The 16736-nt window shown below is 62.0% G+C and carries 8 protein-coding genes; 3 read left to right on the top strand and 5 right to left on the bottom strand.

From position 1 onward, the window contains the following. Positions 1 to 21 precede the first annotated feature (21 nt). Positions 22 to 2319, bottom strand: a complete 2298-nt coding sequence (locus MF6394_RS14805; RefSeq protein WP_078466953.1) for a beta-galactosidase — start codon at positions 2317 to 2319, stop codon at positions 22 to 24. An 88-nt stretch (positions 2320 to 2407) separates the two neighbouring features. Continuing rightward, the gene (dinG, locus tag MF6394_RS14800; protein ID WP_078466952.1) at positions 2408 to 4552 is read right to left on the bottom strand and encodes an ATP-dependent DNA helicase DinG; all 2145 of its coding nucleotides are present in this window, start codon (positions 4550 to 4552) and stop codon (positions 2408 to 2410) included. Between the two features lie 99 nt (positions 4553 to 4651). Between dinG and MF6394_RS14795 the strand changes: the two genes are divergently transcribed. Beyond that, positions 4652 to 5116 carry a CopD family protein gene (locus MF6394_RS14795; RefSeq protein ID WP_069558732.1) on the top strand — a complete coding sequence of 155 codons (465 nt, stop codon included), beginning with the start codon at positions 4652 to 4654 and terminating at the stop codon, positions 5114 to 5116. Between the two features lie 584 nt (positions 5117 to 5700). On the opposite strand, the gene MF6394_RS14790 is transcribed toward MF6394_RS14795, so the two are convergent. Beyond that, positions 5701 to 11970 (bottom strand): non-ribosomal peptide synthetase, encoded by a 6270-nt coding sequence (locus MF6394_RS14790; RefSeq protein ID WP_078466951.1) that lies wholly within the window; start codon positions 11968 to 11970, stop codon positions 5701 to 5703. 490 nt (positions 11971 to 12460) lie between these two features. Between MF6394_RS14790 and MF6394_RS14785 the strand changes: the two genes are divergently transcribed. Both MF6394_RS14785 and MF6394_RS14780 read left to right on the top strand, forming a co-directional pair. Further along, a complete protein-coding gene (locus MF6394_RS14785) occupies positions 12461 to 13255 on the top strand; it encodes a helix-turn-helix transcriptional regulator (RefSeq protein ID WP_047711242.1) in 795 nt (264 codons plus the stop codon). Continuing rightward, on the top strand, positions 13255 to 14679 hold the full coding sequence (locus MF6394_RS14780; RefSeq protein WP_153046012.1) for an efflux transporter outer membrane subunit: 1425 nt from the start codon (positions 13255 to 13257) through the stop codon (positions 14677 to 14679). Before MF6394_RS14785 ends, MF6394_RS14780 begins: the two co-directional genes overlap by 1 nt. Here MF6394_RS14780 and MF6394_RS14775 read toward each other — a convergent pair. Further along, a complete protein-coding gene (locus tag MF6394_RS14775) occupies positions 14676 to 15530 on the bottom strand; it encodes a hypothetical protein (RefSeq protein WP_238597293.1) in 855 nt (284 codons plus the stop codon). The genes MF6394_RS14780 and MF6394_RS14775 overlap by 4 nt on opposite strands. A 36-nt stretch (positions 15531 to 15566) precedes the next feature. Continuing rightward, positions 15567 to 16385 carry a type III secretion protein gene (locus MF6394_RS14770; RefSeq protein WP_238597292.1) on the bottom strand — a complete coding sequence of 273 codons (819 nt, stop codon included), beginning with the start codon at positions 16383 to 16385 and terminating at the stop codon, positions 15567 to 15569. Positions 16386 to 16736: the final 351 nt, after the last annotated feature.

Here is a 16736-nt window from a genome sequence, read left to right as displayed (position 1 = left end):
TGTGAACCCGTCAACGATGAATCAATGCCCATTCCCAGCATGCCCGCCAGGGTGCCCGGCGCCCTGCCCCGCGCCTTTGCCGTCACGCCCAGGTTTGGCGGCGTCACTTTCACGCGTCGCTTGGGTGGCCTTGGCTTTTTGCGCCTCACGGCCCAGTTGGTCGAGCGCGGCCAGGTTGCTCTTGCGCACCGTCTCGACAAAGCCCTGGAAAGGAACATCGGTGATGCCGACCAGGCCGAAATGGCCGTTTTCACCATCCAGCAGACGCCCGGTGACCGGCTGGTCCAGGTACTGGAACCAGTGCACCCCGACAATCGACGGCTCGGCCACCGCCTGTTTGAGGAAGGTGGAGTACGCCGCGCCGCGGTCTTCTTCGCGGGCCAGTTGCGTCACGCCGCCCCAGAACGGGCCACGGTCGGCAGAGCCAAAGTTGAATTCGGTGATCAGTACCGGTTTGTCCAGCGCACGCAGCGCGGCGAAGTCATAACCATCCTGAGGCTTCAAGGTATACATATTGAAGCTCAGCACATCGCAATACTGCGCGCACGATGCGACCGCTTCCGGCGTACTCACCGCAAAGCGACCGCCCAGCAACAGCTGGTTGGGCGCATGCCACTTCAGCGAGTCGGAGATGGTCTTGAAGTAAGCATCGGCGAAGGTCTTCTGAAAATACTTGAAGTCGGCTTCGATCTCCGGGTGTTCAGGGCTGGGCATCGGCGGCTCAAAGCCTGGGTCTTCCATCAGCTCCCAACCGGCCAGTTGAATGCCCCAGGCTTTGGAAAGGCCCTCTTCATTGCGGTACTTGTCGCGCAGTTGCTTGAGGAAGGCGCGCTTGGCCGGCACGTCGGTGGTCATGCGCAGGGTGCCGTAGGCCAGGGCGTAACGGGATTTTGCATCCTCGCCGGGGCCGGCCCAGGCCAATTCGTTGTCGGCAAAGAAGCCGATCAACCACGGGTCATCGCGGTGGTCACGGGCCGCGATGGCCACGGCGCGTTCAGTGGCCATGGCAAAGCGTGGGTCGAACGGGTCGGGCATGCCGCCCCACCAGTCGGTGCCGGTGCTGATGCTGGCATAATCACCGACAATCGACAGCGGCAAGGTGTACGGCACGCGGTCGGCAGTGGCCAGGTCCGGATCGCTCCAGTTGCCGACGGTGTTGAAGCCCCAGGCTTGCAGGCGATCGAGCGTATGCGTCACCCAGCGTGGCTGGTCCAACGCGTCACCGCCGTAAGTGCGTTGCAGGTTGGCGCCATAGAAATCGTACCAACGCCCCGAGCCGAAGCCGCGACCTTCGCCGGCGCCGTTGCCGGTGCGGCTGTCGTCGCTGCCGTAGTACTTATCAAAAGGTTCGCCGGCCTTGGGCAGCGCCGCGAACATCCACTCGCGCCCCGCCACGTAGGTCTGGCTGTTGTCCGGGGCCACGGTGTTCACCCCCAGGGAGTAGAACGGATGCCCGTCCGGCGTCACCAGGTACCAGCGGCCGTCGCGCTTCTGGGTGCGAAAAAAACCGCTGGCGTCGAAGGCCGGGCCCTTTTTCCAGCCGCCGTATTGATCCAGGGAAGACTTGTCCCGCTCGGCCAGCCAGGCCTTGAGTTGCTGTTGTTCCTTGGCGGCCGATGCCTTGAGTTGCTCGTCGCTGCTGACCTTTTCCGGCCAGCGTGCACGGGTGGACTGACCATAGGCGTCCACCAGTTCAGTGTAGGCGGCCTTCAATACCGGCTCGCTGTCCTGCACGCCGAAGCGCTCCAGCAGGATACTTTGGGCGGCATTGGGCTTGAGCATCGACAGGGTCACCGAGACGACCTGGCTGCGGTCGACTTCCCCGGCGCTGGCGGCCAGCAACACCCGCTGGCCATCCACGGTCATTGGCATCGGCGGGCCGGCCTTCATGCCCTGGCTCAGGGGTGAATTGGCTTGCAGCGGGACGAGCAGCGTCTGGGCCGGGCCGGCCGGCAGGTCGATGCGGCTGACGAGCGTCTTGCCGTCGGCGCTCTGCACCTTGACGTAAAGGGTCAGCGCCCAGTTCATCGCGCTCTGGATACGCAGGCTCATGGCGCTCGATTGCGACCAGTCCCACGTACCGGTCTGCGGGCTGAGCACCAGGCTCGGCTCGGCAGCCGGGTTGAAGGTGATACGGCGCAGCACCTCGCCTTCGGGCGTTTGTTCGGCGTTGTATTGCGGCAGGCTGGCGTCCTGGGTCGCCACCTTGACCACATCGGCAGGCCTGACGAAGTTGAACAGCGTTTGTTGCCCCTCGGGCGCCGCCATCAACGGCGCAGCGAACAGCAGGGCAAAAAGAGCGGGCAGCGTGCGGATCATACGAACAAGGTTCTCCCAAACGGCCGATGACTGGCCTGACGATAGTGATGAGATAGACCACGCAGTGGGCGAATCCGCCCACAGTGGCTTAAGAAATTTCGCGCCTGAACGGCGGCAAGGCATTGAGGATCGCCTTGCCATAGCGCTGGGTAACCAGGCGCCGATCGAGCAAAGTGATGGTGCCGCGGTCTTCTTCGGTACGCAGCAGCCGCCCGCAGGCCTGTACCAGCTTCAGTGAAGCATCTGGCACCGAAATCTCCATAAACGGGTTACCACCTCGGGCTTCGATCCACTCGGCCAGTGCGGCCTCGACCGGGTCAGCCGGCACCGAGAACGGGATCTTGGCGATCACCACGTGTTCGCAGTAAGCGCCGGGCAAGTCCACGCCTTCGGCAAAGCTGGCCAGGCCGAACAACACGCTGGAATCCCCACCGTCGACCCGCGCCTTGTGCTTGTTCAGGGTTTCCTGTTTGGACAGGTTGCCCTGGATAAACACCTGCTTGCGCCAGTCGCGGTCGAGGCCGTCGAACACGTCCTGCATCTGCTTGCGCGACGAGAACAGCACCAGGGTGCCGCGGGAGCCTTCCACCAGCGACGGCAGATCGCGAATGATCGCCGCCGTGTGCGCGGCCGCGTCCCGTGGGTCGGCCTTGAGGTCTGGCACCCGCAGCACGCCGGCGTCAGCGTGATGAAACGGGCTGGGTACCACGGCGGTAACGGCCTTTTTCGGCAGGCCGGCGCGCATGCGGAAGCGGTCAAAAGTGCCCAGGGCTGTCAGCGTGGCCGAGGTCACCAGGCAGCCGTAGGCGACGTTCCACAGGTTGCGGCGCAGCATTTCGGCGGCGAGGATCGGACTGGCGTTGACCTCGATATCGAACAGCGCACCGCTTTCCGACAGCGTCAGCCAACGGGCCATGGGCGGGTTGTCTTCCGGGTCTTCGACGGTAAAGGCGGTCCACAGCTCCCAATTGCCTTGGGAACGAGACAGCAGGCTGCCGAACAAGGGGTACCACTCTTCGGCCTGGTTGCTGGCGATGCCGATATTGACCTCGCCATCCATGCCTTCCTTGAGCAAGTCCGTCAGGCGCGTGAACAGGTCGGTGAGGCGTGAAAAGCCTTTCTTCAGCTCGATGCCCATTTCGCGCATGTGCTCGGGGATCATCCCGCCGACAAAACGATGGCGCGGGCGCTCACGGCCCTCGACGTCTTCACCGGGCTTGAAGTCCGCAACCTGCTCGCAGGCGCTGAACATGAACTGCTGCTGGGTCTTGATCTCGCGCGCCAGCTCCGGCACTTGCTCGATCAGCTTGCCCAGGTCGCCGGGCAACGGGTGCTGGGCGAGCAACTTGGTGAGGTTCTTGGCGGTGGTTTCCAGCCAGTCGGCCGTGGAACGCAGGCGCGTGTAATGGGCGAAATGGCCAATGGCCTTGTCTGGCAGGTGGTGGCCTTCGTCGAACACATAGAGGGTGTCGCGTGGGTCGGGCAGTACCGCGCCGCCGCCCAGGGCCAGGTCAGCCAATACCATGTCGTGGTTGGTGACGATGACGTCCACCTTGCCCATGCCTTCGCGCGCCTTGTAGAAGGCGCACTGGCCGAAGTTGGGGCAGTGGCGGTTGGTGCATTGGCTGTGGTCGGTGGTCAGGCGCGCCCAGTCGGAGTCTTCCAGGGCAGTGGGCCAACTGTCGCGGTCGCCGTCCCATTTATTGCCGGCCAGCTTCTCGATCATGCTGGTAAACAGCTTTTGGCTGACCTCATCCACCTCGATCTTGAAGCCTTCTTCTTCGAACAAGGAGGCGGTGGCGGTTTGGGCGTGGCCTTCCTGCAGCAATACGTCGAGCTTGGAGAGGCACATGTAACGGCCACGGCCCTTGGCCAAGGCGAAGGTAAAGTTCAAGCCACTGTTGCGCATCAGGTCGGGCAGGTCTTTGTAGACAATTTGCTCTTGCAGCGCGACGGTGGCGGTGGCGATCACCAGGCGCTTGCCAGCGGCCTTGGCCGTGGGGATCGCGGCCAGGCTGTAGGCCACGGTCTTGCCGGTACCGGTACCGGCTTCAACGGCCACTACCGCAGGCTCACCCTCGCGACGGCCTTCGTCGTCGGTGTCGATATCCCCGAGGACTTTTGCCACTTCGGCGATCATCAGGCGTTGGCCGTAGCGCGGTTTCAAGCTTTTGGCTTCGAGAAAACGCGAATAGGCGCCCTGGATCGTGGTTTTGAGTTCAGTGCTGATCATGGATAGTCGGGCGCAAAAAACGCTGGATAAATTTTCAGTGGTTCGGATCGGCCGCTATCATACCCCGCTAATTAATCCCGCGCAGAACGGAGTACCACAATGACCGCGTTTAGCCTCGCTTATACCCTGCATGTACTGGCCGCCTTGATCTGGGTCGGCGGCATGTTTTTCGCCTGGATGATCCTGCGCCCCGCCGCCATGGCGGCACTTGAGGGCCCTGCCCGGCTCAAGCTATGGGCAAATGTGTTTCAACGTTTTTTTGTGTGGGTATGGGTGGCGGTGGTGCTTTTGCCGATCAGCGGCATGGGTTTGCTTCACCTGCGCTTCAGTGGTTTTGAAACCGCGCCGCGTTATGTGCAGGTGATGATGGGCTTGTACCTGGTGATGACGGCGCTGTTTATCCGCATCCAGGCGTTGAAATTCCCGGAGCTGAAGGCGGCGGTGGCGACTGAAGATTGGCCGGCGGGCGCGGCTGCGCTGGGGCAGATTCGCAGGTTGGTGGGGATTAACTTGATTGTCGGGTTCGTGGTGGTGGCAGTGGCTTCGGCTCGGCCGATGTTCTGAGCTGTTCTTTCTGACACTATCGTGGCGGTATCTACACAACGCTGTAGCGCTCAACGGCAACCACGATGCGAAGCGAGCCGCTCTTGATCTTGCTCTTGATCTGCTTGTGATCTTGATCTCAGGCGCCCCGTTAAACCACGCTGGCCGAACGCAGGCTTGAATTCGTGGGTAACCCGGCAGGACGCAGGGTTAGCCGCCCCGCGCCATGGATGGCGCGTGGCGGCGGCCCACGGATTCAAGCCTGCGTTCGGGCACACCGAGCCCAAGCGAGGTGCCGAGTGGTGGGGCAAGAGCCCTTTGGTTACTTTGGGGCTTTTCCAAAGTGACCCGCCGTCAGGGCGGAACCCTAGGTGGCCGTTACCTAAATAACGGATATGTACCCGGTCCAACTGTGTTGACTGGCAGGCCGCCTTCGCGAGCAAGCCCGCTCCCACCGTTTGATAGCGGTGTGTCAGGTAGATATGCGCTGGCCGCCGGGGCCGTCACGGAAGCAAGCTGCCTCGCCACAGGTCCCGCGCCGGCTCTAAATTGTGTAGATACCTATGGCCATCGCAGGCACGCCAGATTGGATCGCAGTGCCTAAGCTAAATCCTTCGGCGGCGGTTGAGCTGGGGGATGGCGGTTTGGGGCGCTTCTACACACGGGGCCTGCGCCGCTGTTTTTGCGGCCAGTTGCGCCAGCGTGGGCTGGCTGAACAGGGTGCGCGCGTCCACGTCCAGCCCGGCTTTGCGCAGACGGGCGACGAGGTTCACTGCCAGTAGGGAGTGCCCGCCCAGTTCAAAGAAGTGGTCATGGCGCCCTACCCGTTCGAGCTTCAACACCTCGGCCCAGATCCCGGCCATCAGGGTTTCCACCTCGCCCACTGGCGCTTCGTAGGCTCGGCTAAGGACGTCTTCCAGCCCCGGTGCCGGCAGGGCCTTGCGGTCGAGTTTGCCGGCGGGATTGAGGGGCAGTGCGTCGAGTTGCACGAAGGCGGCCGGCACCATGTATTCCGGCAGGTGCTCCAGCACATGGTCACGCAAGGCTTGCAGGCTCGGCGCCTGGCCGCGCAGGGTGAAGTAGGCCACCAGGCGCTCATCGCGAACCAGCACCGCCACCTCATGCAACGCCGGGTGGGTCGCCAGGCGAGCTTCGATCTCGCCCAGCTCCAGGCGCACGCCGCGCAGTTTGACTTGGAAGTCATTACGCCCAAGGAACTCAAGATTGCCGTCGGGCAGGTAGCGCACTAAGTCGCCGGTGCGATACAGGCGGTCGCCGGGCACGAAAGGGCTGTCGATAAAGCGTTCGGCGGTCAGCTGTTCCAAGCCCAGGTAACCACGGGCAACGCCGAGGCCGCCGATGTGCAGTTGGCCGCTGATACCCATGGGCACCGGCGCATCATGGGCGTCCAGCACATACAGGCGGGTGTTGTTGATGGGTCGGCCAATCGGCAGTTGCAAGGCGGGCACCGGCGCGCCGGGTTCGAGGGTCCAGGCGCAGCTGTCCACCGTGGCTTCGGTGGGGCCATACACGTTATGCAAGCGCACCGTGGGCAAGCGCGCCTGCACGCCACGGGCCAGGGCGGCGGTGAGTTCACCGCCGCCGCACACTATATCGGTGAGGCTGGTGCACAGGGCCGATTCGTCCAGGTCCAGAAACTGCTGCAACATGGCGGGCACGAACTGGATCACCCTGATCTGCTGCTCACGAATCACCTGGGCCAGGTACGCCGGTTCACGGTGCCCATCGGGCCTCGCCAACACCAGACGCATGCCGTTGCTCAACGGCCAGAACAGCTCCCACACAGATCCATCGAAGCTGAACGGCGCACGCTGCAACAAGGCGCCGCCTCCGGCGTTCGGGCACAGTTGCGAGCCCCAATGCAACAGGTTGCCCAGGCCACGGTGCTCGATCATCACGCCCTTGGGCGTGCCGGTGGAGCCCGAGGTGTACATCACATAGGCGAGGTTGGCGACGCTCAAGCCTGGCACGCTTGGATTGTCGATCGGTGCCTGATTCCAGGTGCAGTGGTCGAAGTCGATCAGCGGGATCGAGACATCGCCCACCCCTTCGCGAGTGGCAGCTTGTACCAACAGTGCCACTGGCTGGCTGTCTGTGAGCATGTAGGCCAGGCGCTCGCGTGGGTAACCTGGGTCGAGCGGCACATAGGCGCCGCCCGCCTTGAGAATTCCCAATAAGCCCACCACCAAGTCCAACCCGCGCTCCACGCACAACGCCACTCGCGAGTCAGGCTGTACGCCGTGCTCACGCAAGTGAAACGCCAGTTGGTTGGCACGTTCGTTGAGTTGGCGGTAGGTCAATGCGTGCTGACCCGCCTGCACGGCGATGGTATCGGGGATTCGCCGCGCATGGGCTTCAAACAGCGCTTGCACGGTCAGCGTGTGTGGGGAGTCGGTGGAGGTTGCGTTGAGGTCCACCAATAGAGTACGCAATTGGCTCGCGGGCAGCACCTGCACACCGCGCAGCGGCATATCCGGCGTGCTTTCCAATACGTCCAGCAGGCCGTTCAGCGCGGTGTCGAAGTAGCTCAAGACAGGTTCAGCGCCCACTGTGTCCGGGGCCATGACCTTGAGCCGGAAGCCGCTGGCCATGTCGTCCACCGTGAGCATCAATGGGTAACTGAGGATGTCTTCACTGCTAAGCAAGGCAATGCCCGGCACAAGGTTCAGCCCAGGGTCCGCTGAGGTGTGACGATAGTTGAGCAAACTGTTGAACAGTTCCGGCACGCCGCTGCGACGCTGGGCCAACGCCAGGGACGCTTGTTCGTGGGCGAGCAAAGCGCTCAGTTGCGCGTGAGTGTCGTGCAGCGCATCCGCCACGCTTTGCCCGGCCAGGCGCAGGCGCAGCGGCAAGGTATTGATAAACATGCCCAAGGCCCGCTCGGCCCCCTCACCGGCTTGCAAGCGGCCGAGCAGCACGGTACCGAACACCACATCTTCGCGGCCCGCGACTCGGCTGAGCACCTGAGCCCAGGCCAGGTGGAAAAGGCTCGCGGCACTGACCCCCAGGGCTCGGGCCTGGCTGCGCAGGCGCAGATTGAGCGCGTCGCTGAGCGAGCGCTGCGCCTCTTCGGTCTCGGCACGCAGGGCCTGACGTTTCTGTAGGCCGAACGCCAACGTCGGCTCATCGACATCCGCCAGACGCTCCCGAAAGAACGCCTCGTGCGCCGCCTGGCGAGCCGTTGAGCGGGCTTGCGCGACCATGTTGCGATAAGGCACAGGCACCGGCAGTTGTGCCTGTTGGCCCAACAGATGGGCACGAATCTCGTCCATCAGCAGCGTGGTCGACGTGGCATCGTTGACCAGATGATGAAAGCGCAACCTGGCGACCCAGCGCTGGTGCTGGGGCTCCTCGGCGTAATCCAGGGCCATCAGCGGCGCCTGGCGCAAGTCCAGGGGTTGCGCCGGTTCGCGCAGCGGTTCAACCGGCAGCTGCGCCTGGCGCCACACCACCTGCATCGGTTGTTCAAGGGCATCCCACACCAGGCTGGTGCGCAAAATATCGTGGCGATTGATCACCTGTTGCAGGGCACTGGCAAAGGCCTCCAGTTGCTCGCGGTGCGCAAAACTGAACAGCGCCTGTTGCTGGTACGGGTCGTGCGCGTCGGTGAGGTGGTGGTAGAGCAACCCTTCCTGCAACGGCGCCAGCGGGTAGATGTCCTGCACATTGGCGGCGCCACCGGGGATGCCGGCGACGATGCGGTCGAGGCTGGGTTGATCGAGTTCGGCCAGGGCGAGCAAGTCCTGGGTGATATGGGTGCAACCGGCCGGGATTCGATTGGCCGGCACCGCCTGTTCGTGACCAACACACGCCGCCGCCAGCGCCGCCACGGTGGGCTGGCCGAACAGCACCTGCACGTCGGCGCGCAGGCCGGCCTCGCGCATGCGCTGCACCAGCTGCACCGCTAACAGCGAATGCCCGCCCAGCTCGAAGAAATGATCGTGGCGACCCACTGGTTGCACGTTCAGCAACTCGGACCAGATCTGCGCCAGTGTGGTTTCCACGCCCTCCTGTGGCGCTTCGAAGCGACGGGTAATAAAGGCGTCCTGGGTCGGCGCCGGCAAGGCTCGGCGGTCGAGCTTGCCGTTGGCGGTGAGGGGCAACGCGTCGAGGCGCACGTAAGCCGCGGGCAGCATGTAGTCCGCCAGCGAGGCTTGCAGGTGGGTGCGCAGTGCTTCGATTTCCACAGGTTGACGTGGCACAAACCACGCCCACAATTGCCCGTCGCGAAACTGCACCACTGCATCCTGAAGCGCCGGATGGCGGGCCAGGGCCGACTCGATTTCTCCCAGTTCGATGCGCATGCCACGGATTTTCACCTGGTCGTCATTGCGCCCCAGGTAGTCGAGATTGCCGTCTGGCAGCCAGCGCGCCAGGTCGCCGGTGCGGTACAGGCGAGCGCCGCTGAAAGGGTCGTCGAGAAAACGTTCGGCACTGAGTTGCGGACGGTTCAGGTACCCCCGCGCCACACCCTTGCCGCCAACGTACAACTCCCCCGCCACGCCAATCGGCACCGGGCGTTGTTGCGCGTCCAGCAGGTAGACCTGGGCATTGGCGACCGGCGCGCCGATATGCAACGGCTGGCCCACCTCGACACGCCCCGAGGTCGCCACTACGGTGGCTTCGGTGGGGCCATAGTTGTTCACCACCGCGAACGTCTGTGCCTGGGTGAAGGTGCGCAGGCGGTCGCCGCCGATCAGCAAGGTGCGCAAGGTGGGATGCCCCTGCCCCTGGCTGAACGCATATTCGGCCACCGGCGTGGGCAGGAAACACACCTGCAACGGTTGCGAGCGCCACCAGTGAAGCAACGCGTCGATATCTTCCGCGCCCTCCTGGGCCGGTGGCAGGTGCAAGGTCGCGCCCACGCACAACGCCGGCCAGACCTCCCAGGCCATGGCGTCAAAACCGAAGCCGGCGACGCTGGCGGTGTGGCTGCCCGCGTGCAGGTCGAAAGCCTGGCAATGCCAGTCCACCAGGTTCGACACGCTGTGATGTTCAACCATCACGCCCTTGGGCAAGCCGGTGGAACCCGAGGTATAAATCACATAGGCCAGGTTCGACGGCGTGACTGCGACTTGAGGGTTGCTATCGATGGACGCATTGCCAGGCTCCAGGGCGATCACCGGTACCGTCGAGACGGGCAGGCGCTGGCGTAAATCGTGCTGGGTCAGGATGGCCACGGGCGCGCTGTCGTGCAGCAGGTACTCCAGGCGTTCGGCGGGATGGGCCGGGTCGAGCGGTACGTAGCAGGCGCCGGATTTGAGGATCGCCAACAGCCCCGCCAGGGTGTCGAGGCCACGCCGAGCCAGGATCGCAACACGGTCATCGGGCTGTACACCGAGCGCCACTAGTTGATGGGCCAGTGCATTGGCCTGGCGGTTGAGTTGGGTGTAGCTCAGTGCGCGGTCCTGATACATCGCCGCAATAGCGTGGGGCGTGCGTGCGGCCTGGGCTTCAATGCGCTGGTGCAGGGTTTGCGGCGTGGCGTTGGGCTGCGCAGTGGCGTTCCAGTGCTGCAATCGGGCCTGCTCCTGGGGCAACAGCATGGAAAACTCACCGATGGGCAGCGCAGTATCTTCCAGCCCCTGTTCCAGCAGCCCGATGAAGCGCTGGGCCAATGCCTGCACGTCGCCCGCCTGGAAATACGCCTCGTTGTAGACGCAATGCAGCCAGGCATTGTCCTGGTAACGATGGCTGCGCAGGTGAATGGCGAGCGGTAGCGCTTCATGCTGATTGGAAACCTTGATCGCGCGGGCCTGGACCTGACCGAAGCGCAGATCGTGGTCGTCCTGCTCGAACGATACCGACACGTCAAAGAGTTGCCCGCGATCCGTTCGGCGCAAGCCCAACTCGCGGTTCATCTCACTCAACGGGAAGCGCTGATGACGAAAGTCCTGCTTGAGCTGATCACGAATGCCACGCACCAGGGCACCGAAAGACACGCCCTCGCTGAACGCAAAACGTACCGCGCTGACCTGGGTGAACAGGCCCACAGTGGCGCGAAAGCGCGCGTTGGAGCGGTTGAGTATCGGCAGCCCCACCGCCCATTCCTGCCGTTGGCTGGTGCGGGTGAAATACACATACATCGCCGCCAGCAACACATGAAAGGCCGACGCCTGGTAGTGGTTGGCAACCTGCTCCATGCGGCGCTGCAACTGCACCGGGAAGCCTTGCACCCAAGTGTTGCTCGACGTCTTGGCGTTGTGCCTGGGGGTGAGCAGTGGTTCGGGCAGCACCTGGTATTTACCCAGCCAATAGTCGCGGTCGCGGGCGTAGCGGGCCGATTGCAGGTAGCGCTGGTCGGTGTCGATAAAGTCGATGTAGGACGGCGCCAGCGGCTCAGTGTCGCGCCCATGCTCCAGGGCGCTGTAGAGCTGCGCGAGGGATTGCAGCATCTGGCCGAAGCCCCAGCCGTCGAGGATCAGGTGATGAGCCTGGGTGCCGAGGCGGTAGTGATCATCGTCAAGTTTGACCAGGAAAAACCGGCACAGTGGTTCGCCGCTCAGGGCGTAGGGCCGGCCCATTTGCGCCTGCATCAAGGCTTGGGTTGCCGCCGATGGGTCAGGCAGCGCGGAGAAATCATGCAGCGCCATTTCCACCCTCAGCTCAGGGGCGAATGTTTGCCCAGGCAGGCCATTGGCGTCGGTGTGCAGTTGAGTGCGTAGTGCATCGTGACGTGCCACCAACAGTGCGACGGCACGCTGCATGCGTTCGGGCTCGACGGTGCCGGCAAAATCCAGGTAGCCGCCAATGTTGTACAGCGGCGAGTCGCCCACGCGCAGTTGGTCGAGCCAAATGTCTTGTTGGGGGCCAGTGAGGGGGAAGCGGGCCGGCAGGCTGGAGGAATGCTGCATAAGATCCTTCTCATGGAGGTCAGGCACTGGCCGCGCAGAGGTGGCCCATTACACCGAAGTGGCCGGATTTGAGCATGGGCGCCCAGGGGTGTCTGACACCCGAAACCCGGACATTCAAATGGATGGATAGGCCTTGGTGGAAGGTTCATGACTGAAACGATTAAAGCGTTGTAGGAGATTGGCTACATCGAATCCATCTCGAGCCTCTTGGCAACCTCTTTATTTTATAAATTCATCATTTACATCAATAAGTTAACCAAGCCTAAAAATAACTTACGCCTGTACGTAGCCGGCTTAATTCACGAGAAACGTCGGTTTAATGGCGCAGTTTTTATGGCAGCTTGTGTCCCTCGTTTCCGCTACATACGTAGGACAAATCCCTATGGCTAAATAACATCTCGAACGCCGAGTTACGTTCAAGCAGTACGGAGCGCCCTGCGCAGGCCCTGGGCAACCGTTGACGGTTTTCGACATCAAGGATGAGATGGCTATGAGTCTGACCTCAAGTATTGGCGACACATGCGGCCCGCTTTTTTATGCCGAAATGGGCGAGTTGATTTCAAACAGCGGCGACGAACATTTCGCCGCCACCATGTTGCAGCTGGTGGGCAAGTGGGTACCAATTCACCTGGTGGACCTCAGCGAGTGGACCCTGGATGAACTGCGCGACCGCGTGCTGGACATCAAGCTACTGGGCAGCGCCGGGGTGAAGAAGGATTTGTCTGTGCCCCAGACCTTGCATGCGCTGAACGACCACCCGTTGTTGCGGCAGATGCTGCACATGCAAGATCCGCTGCTGATCCAGATGAACGCCAAGGCCAACAGCGCGCACCCGCGCGGCACCTCGCACCAGTGCAACCTGGTATCACGCCAAGGCAATCGACGCTGTGTGATTTCGTTCTACCGCCCGCCGACCCAGCAGGGGTTTTCCCTGGCTGAGCTGTCGTTTCTCAAGTGCCTGTCGGACACGCTGTTGCCGTTGATGGAGCGGCACGCCCAGTGCCTGCGCCAGGCGCCGCATGCCGAGACAGAGCCCGCCCATACTCTGCTGGAACAATCGCAGTTGCAGCGTGAGTTCTACAAGCGCTTGTCTTTGAGCGACATCACCCTTTCGGCGCGGGAACAGGAAGTGTGCCTGGGCCTGCTGACCGGCGGCACCGTGCCGCAAATTGCACAGAAACTCAGCGTCAAAAACAGCTCGATCGAGACCTACCTCAAGCGCGCCGCCGCCAAGCTGGGCGTGAGCGGCCGACATGGCCTGGCCAAATGGATGGTGGGCGCCTGATGAATAAACAGACGCTGTGCACCCTCGGCATGGCCTGGATGCTCGGCGGTTGCTCGCTGATCCCCGAGTACCAGCAGCCAGCGGCGCCGACGCCTGCGCAGTACCCCCAAGGCGGTGTCTACCGCCTGGCGCAGGCTGGCAACTTGGCGCAGAACCCGGACTGGCAGCAGCTGTTCCACGACCCAGCGCTGCAACAGCTGATTGATGATGCACTGGTCAACAACCGTGACCTGCGGGTGGCAGCCCTGAATGTGCAGGCGTTCCAGGCGCAGTACCGTATCCAGCGCGCGGATTTGTTCCCAGCGATCTCCGCCACCGGCACCGGCAAGCGTCAGAAGTTGCCAGGAAGCGTGACCGGCACCGGCAAGTCAGCGATCACCTCCAGCTATTCCGCCACCTTGGGGCTGAGCGCCTATGAACTGGATTTGTTCGGCCGCGTGCGCAGCCTCAGCGAACAGGCGCTGCTCACTTACCTGGGCAGCGAACAAGCGCGGCGCAGCGCGCAATTGAGCCTGGTGGCCAACGTCGCCAATGCCTACCTCACCTGGCGGGCCGATCAGGAACTGCTGGCCCTGGCGGAGCAAACGCTGGCGGCCAACGACCACAGCTGGCAATTGACCCGCCGCAGTAAAAGCGCAGGCAAAGCCTCGGCGCTGGACGTGGTGCAAGCGCGCACAGCGGTGGAAAGCACTCGCGCCAGCGTGGCCCGCTATGAGCGCCAGGTGGCCCAGGACCTCAACAACCTAACCCTGCTGGTGGGCGGCCCGGTGGATGAACACTTGCCTGCGCGCCCGCTGGCCGACGATCTGGTCGCCCGCGTGCCCGCCGGCTTACCCTCCGACCTGCTGCAACGCCGCCCGGATATCCTCCAGGCCGAATACCAACTGCAGGCGGCCAACGCCAATATCGGTGCGGCCCGTGCTGCGTTCTTTCCTTCCGTGACCCTCACGGCAAACGCCGGCAGCACCAGCAAGGAGCTGTCGGGGCTGTTCAAGGGCGGCTCAGGCAGTTGGACCTTCCAGCCGCAGATCAACCTGCCGATCTTCAACGCCGGCAGCCTGCGCGCCAGCCTCGATTACGCCAAGCTGCAAAAAGACATCACCGTGGCCCAGTACGAAAAATCCATCCAGGCTGCCTTCCAGGAAGTGGCCGACGGCCTCGCCGCACGCCAGACCTTCAACGACCAACTGGCGGCGCAACGGGATTTCGTCGAGGCCAACCAGACCTATTACAACCTGGCCCAGCACCGCTACCGCAGCGGCGTGGACAGCAACCTGACGTTCCTCGATGCGCAGCGTTCGCTGTTCAGCGCGCAACAGGCGCTGATTGTGGACCGACTGGCGCAGTTGGTCGCCGAGGTGAATCTGTATACGGCGCTGGGTGGTGCGTGGAGTGAGTGGCCAAACCTGGCGGCTGCGCGTTAGAGCAACTTGAGCCCAGCCGCGGCGTAACGGTTCGCGTCGCGGTTATCCAATGGCTGTTTGTGCCCATAACTGTCCACGAAGCCGCCCACAGCGGCCATCGAATGAAACCCGCTGTTGACCGTGCCGATGGCGCCGTTGAGGAAGTCCTGAAGGGTTGCGGGCGCAACGAAGTCTTTCAAGCCCAGGCGACGCAACGCCTGCCCCGGGTACTCACCATCATTGAGGCTGAGCATGGCGGCGGCAAAGCTCTTGTTGGCCTCCCCGTCATTATTTTCAAGATAGGCGCGTTTGGCACTGACAGCGTATAAAAACTGTGCATTGACCAGAACATCGTTGGGCCGGTCGGTGCCGAAGCTGGCGCCGGCCTTGGCCTGCTTCAGTTCGTCATGGGTGATGTGCAGCTTGAACCCATCGCGCATGACAATGCGATAGCCGCTATCGGTGGCCTCAATGGTTTTGTAAATACCGTGAGGGTTATGGCCGAACCTCATCATCGCGGCTTTAATCGCAGATATCGTCACGCAATTACCTTCGGCCAATTGGTAAAAGTCTTTGAAAATATCACCAGGCTTGATACCCGTATTTGCAGGCGTACCTTTCAAGAACTCGTCACGTCTGATGGTGCGGTTATCGGAAACCTGCGCAGGCAAAGGTGTTGAATTGACTTCAGGTTTTAACCGCACAGATAACAGCGCCAACAAACGCTCCAGTTCGCCTACCAGGCGACTGAGTTGTTCAGAAGTTCCAGTCGGGGCAGAGGCGTTGGCGAAGGGCAAAACACGTGAAGAAGTGACGGCGTCGCTTGCCCTGGCATGACCAAAAGCAGCAGTGTTAACAGAAGACACTAACATGTTGAATAACCCCTATTATTCACTAAATACTGTAAATCACCCGCGAAGCGTGACCACCTTCAATGACGGTGAAACTGGCGTGTTATATAACTGCCCCTCCATCACGCCCTCAATAATCACGCCGTTCTTGTTTCGTGCGCCCTTGTCCAATGGCACGCCGACCTGCGTGCCCAATGCACGGGCATCGATGACCTGCAGATGTTCTTTAAGCCCCAGATAGGACAGCGCCGTATCACCGTCGATGCCGCCTCCGGCCCCCGACAGCACACCGGGATAAGTGCGATGGGCGTGGTACGCACTGTCTTTGCCGTACAGGCTCATGAAGGGGTCCGTTGCGCTGTCGCGCTCAAGCTCCCGGTATTGACGCTTGCTCATCACAGCAAACAGAAATTGCGCATCCTTGACCATGCCTTCATCGCCGCCACTGAACTTTGCCGCCTTGGCCGCCAGTTCAAGTTCTTCAACGGTGATTGTCAGCTTGAAGCCGTCTCGCATCGTCACGTCATAGTGGTCACCATGTTTGGCGACGTGCTTGAAAATCCCGGCTGGGCTTTGCCCGAACGTGGCCATGGCAACCTTGATCGCGGCCACGTGCTCCTCTCGGCCCAGAGCACCCAGATAAGGAAAGTTCTCATACGTGGCACGCAACCCATTGCGCAGATCGTCAGGCTTTTGACCTTTGGGTTTTTCAGACATAAACGCAGTGATTGGCTCATAGTTTTTATCTGAGAACATCTCAATAAGTTCGGTATCCAACGCGTTACGGGTACTGGCCAGGTTCGACCGGTTTATGAACGGTGCCAATTGTTCTTTCCACTCACGCCTCATGGTTGGAACGGTGTCCGGTGCAGGCACGGTATTAACCAGCGGCCTGTGCGGTGAGCTCACAAGTGGAATTGGGTAAGCCGTAACGGGTGGCTGTGGTTTCGGCGCCTCATTCTCCCTGCTCATCCAGGTTTTAAGTGACACCACTAATGTACCCAACAACTTCAACAGCTCCCCCAGCTCTGCGTCCCGGTTTGAGTTAACACGTGGGCCAATCGGAGAATGTGCCGGTAATTTACCAAAGTGATTGGGTCGATCTGTCACTGCCTGATCACGGGTTTTACCAGGCGATGTAAACGTTGAGTGCGCAGGAGAATAAGCAGGCTGAGTGTGCGTGAGCATGGTAGGGCGTCTCATTTGATCGAAAGAGGATAATCGCAA

It is taken from the genome of Pseudomonas sp. MF6394 (assembly GCF_002018845.1).
Classification (GTDB): Bacteria; Pseudomonadota; Gammaproteobacteria; order Pseudomonadales; family Pseudomonadaceae; genus Aquipseudomonas; species Aquipseudomonas lactis.
This window is presented reverse-complemented; position numbering and strand designations above follow the sequence as displayed.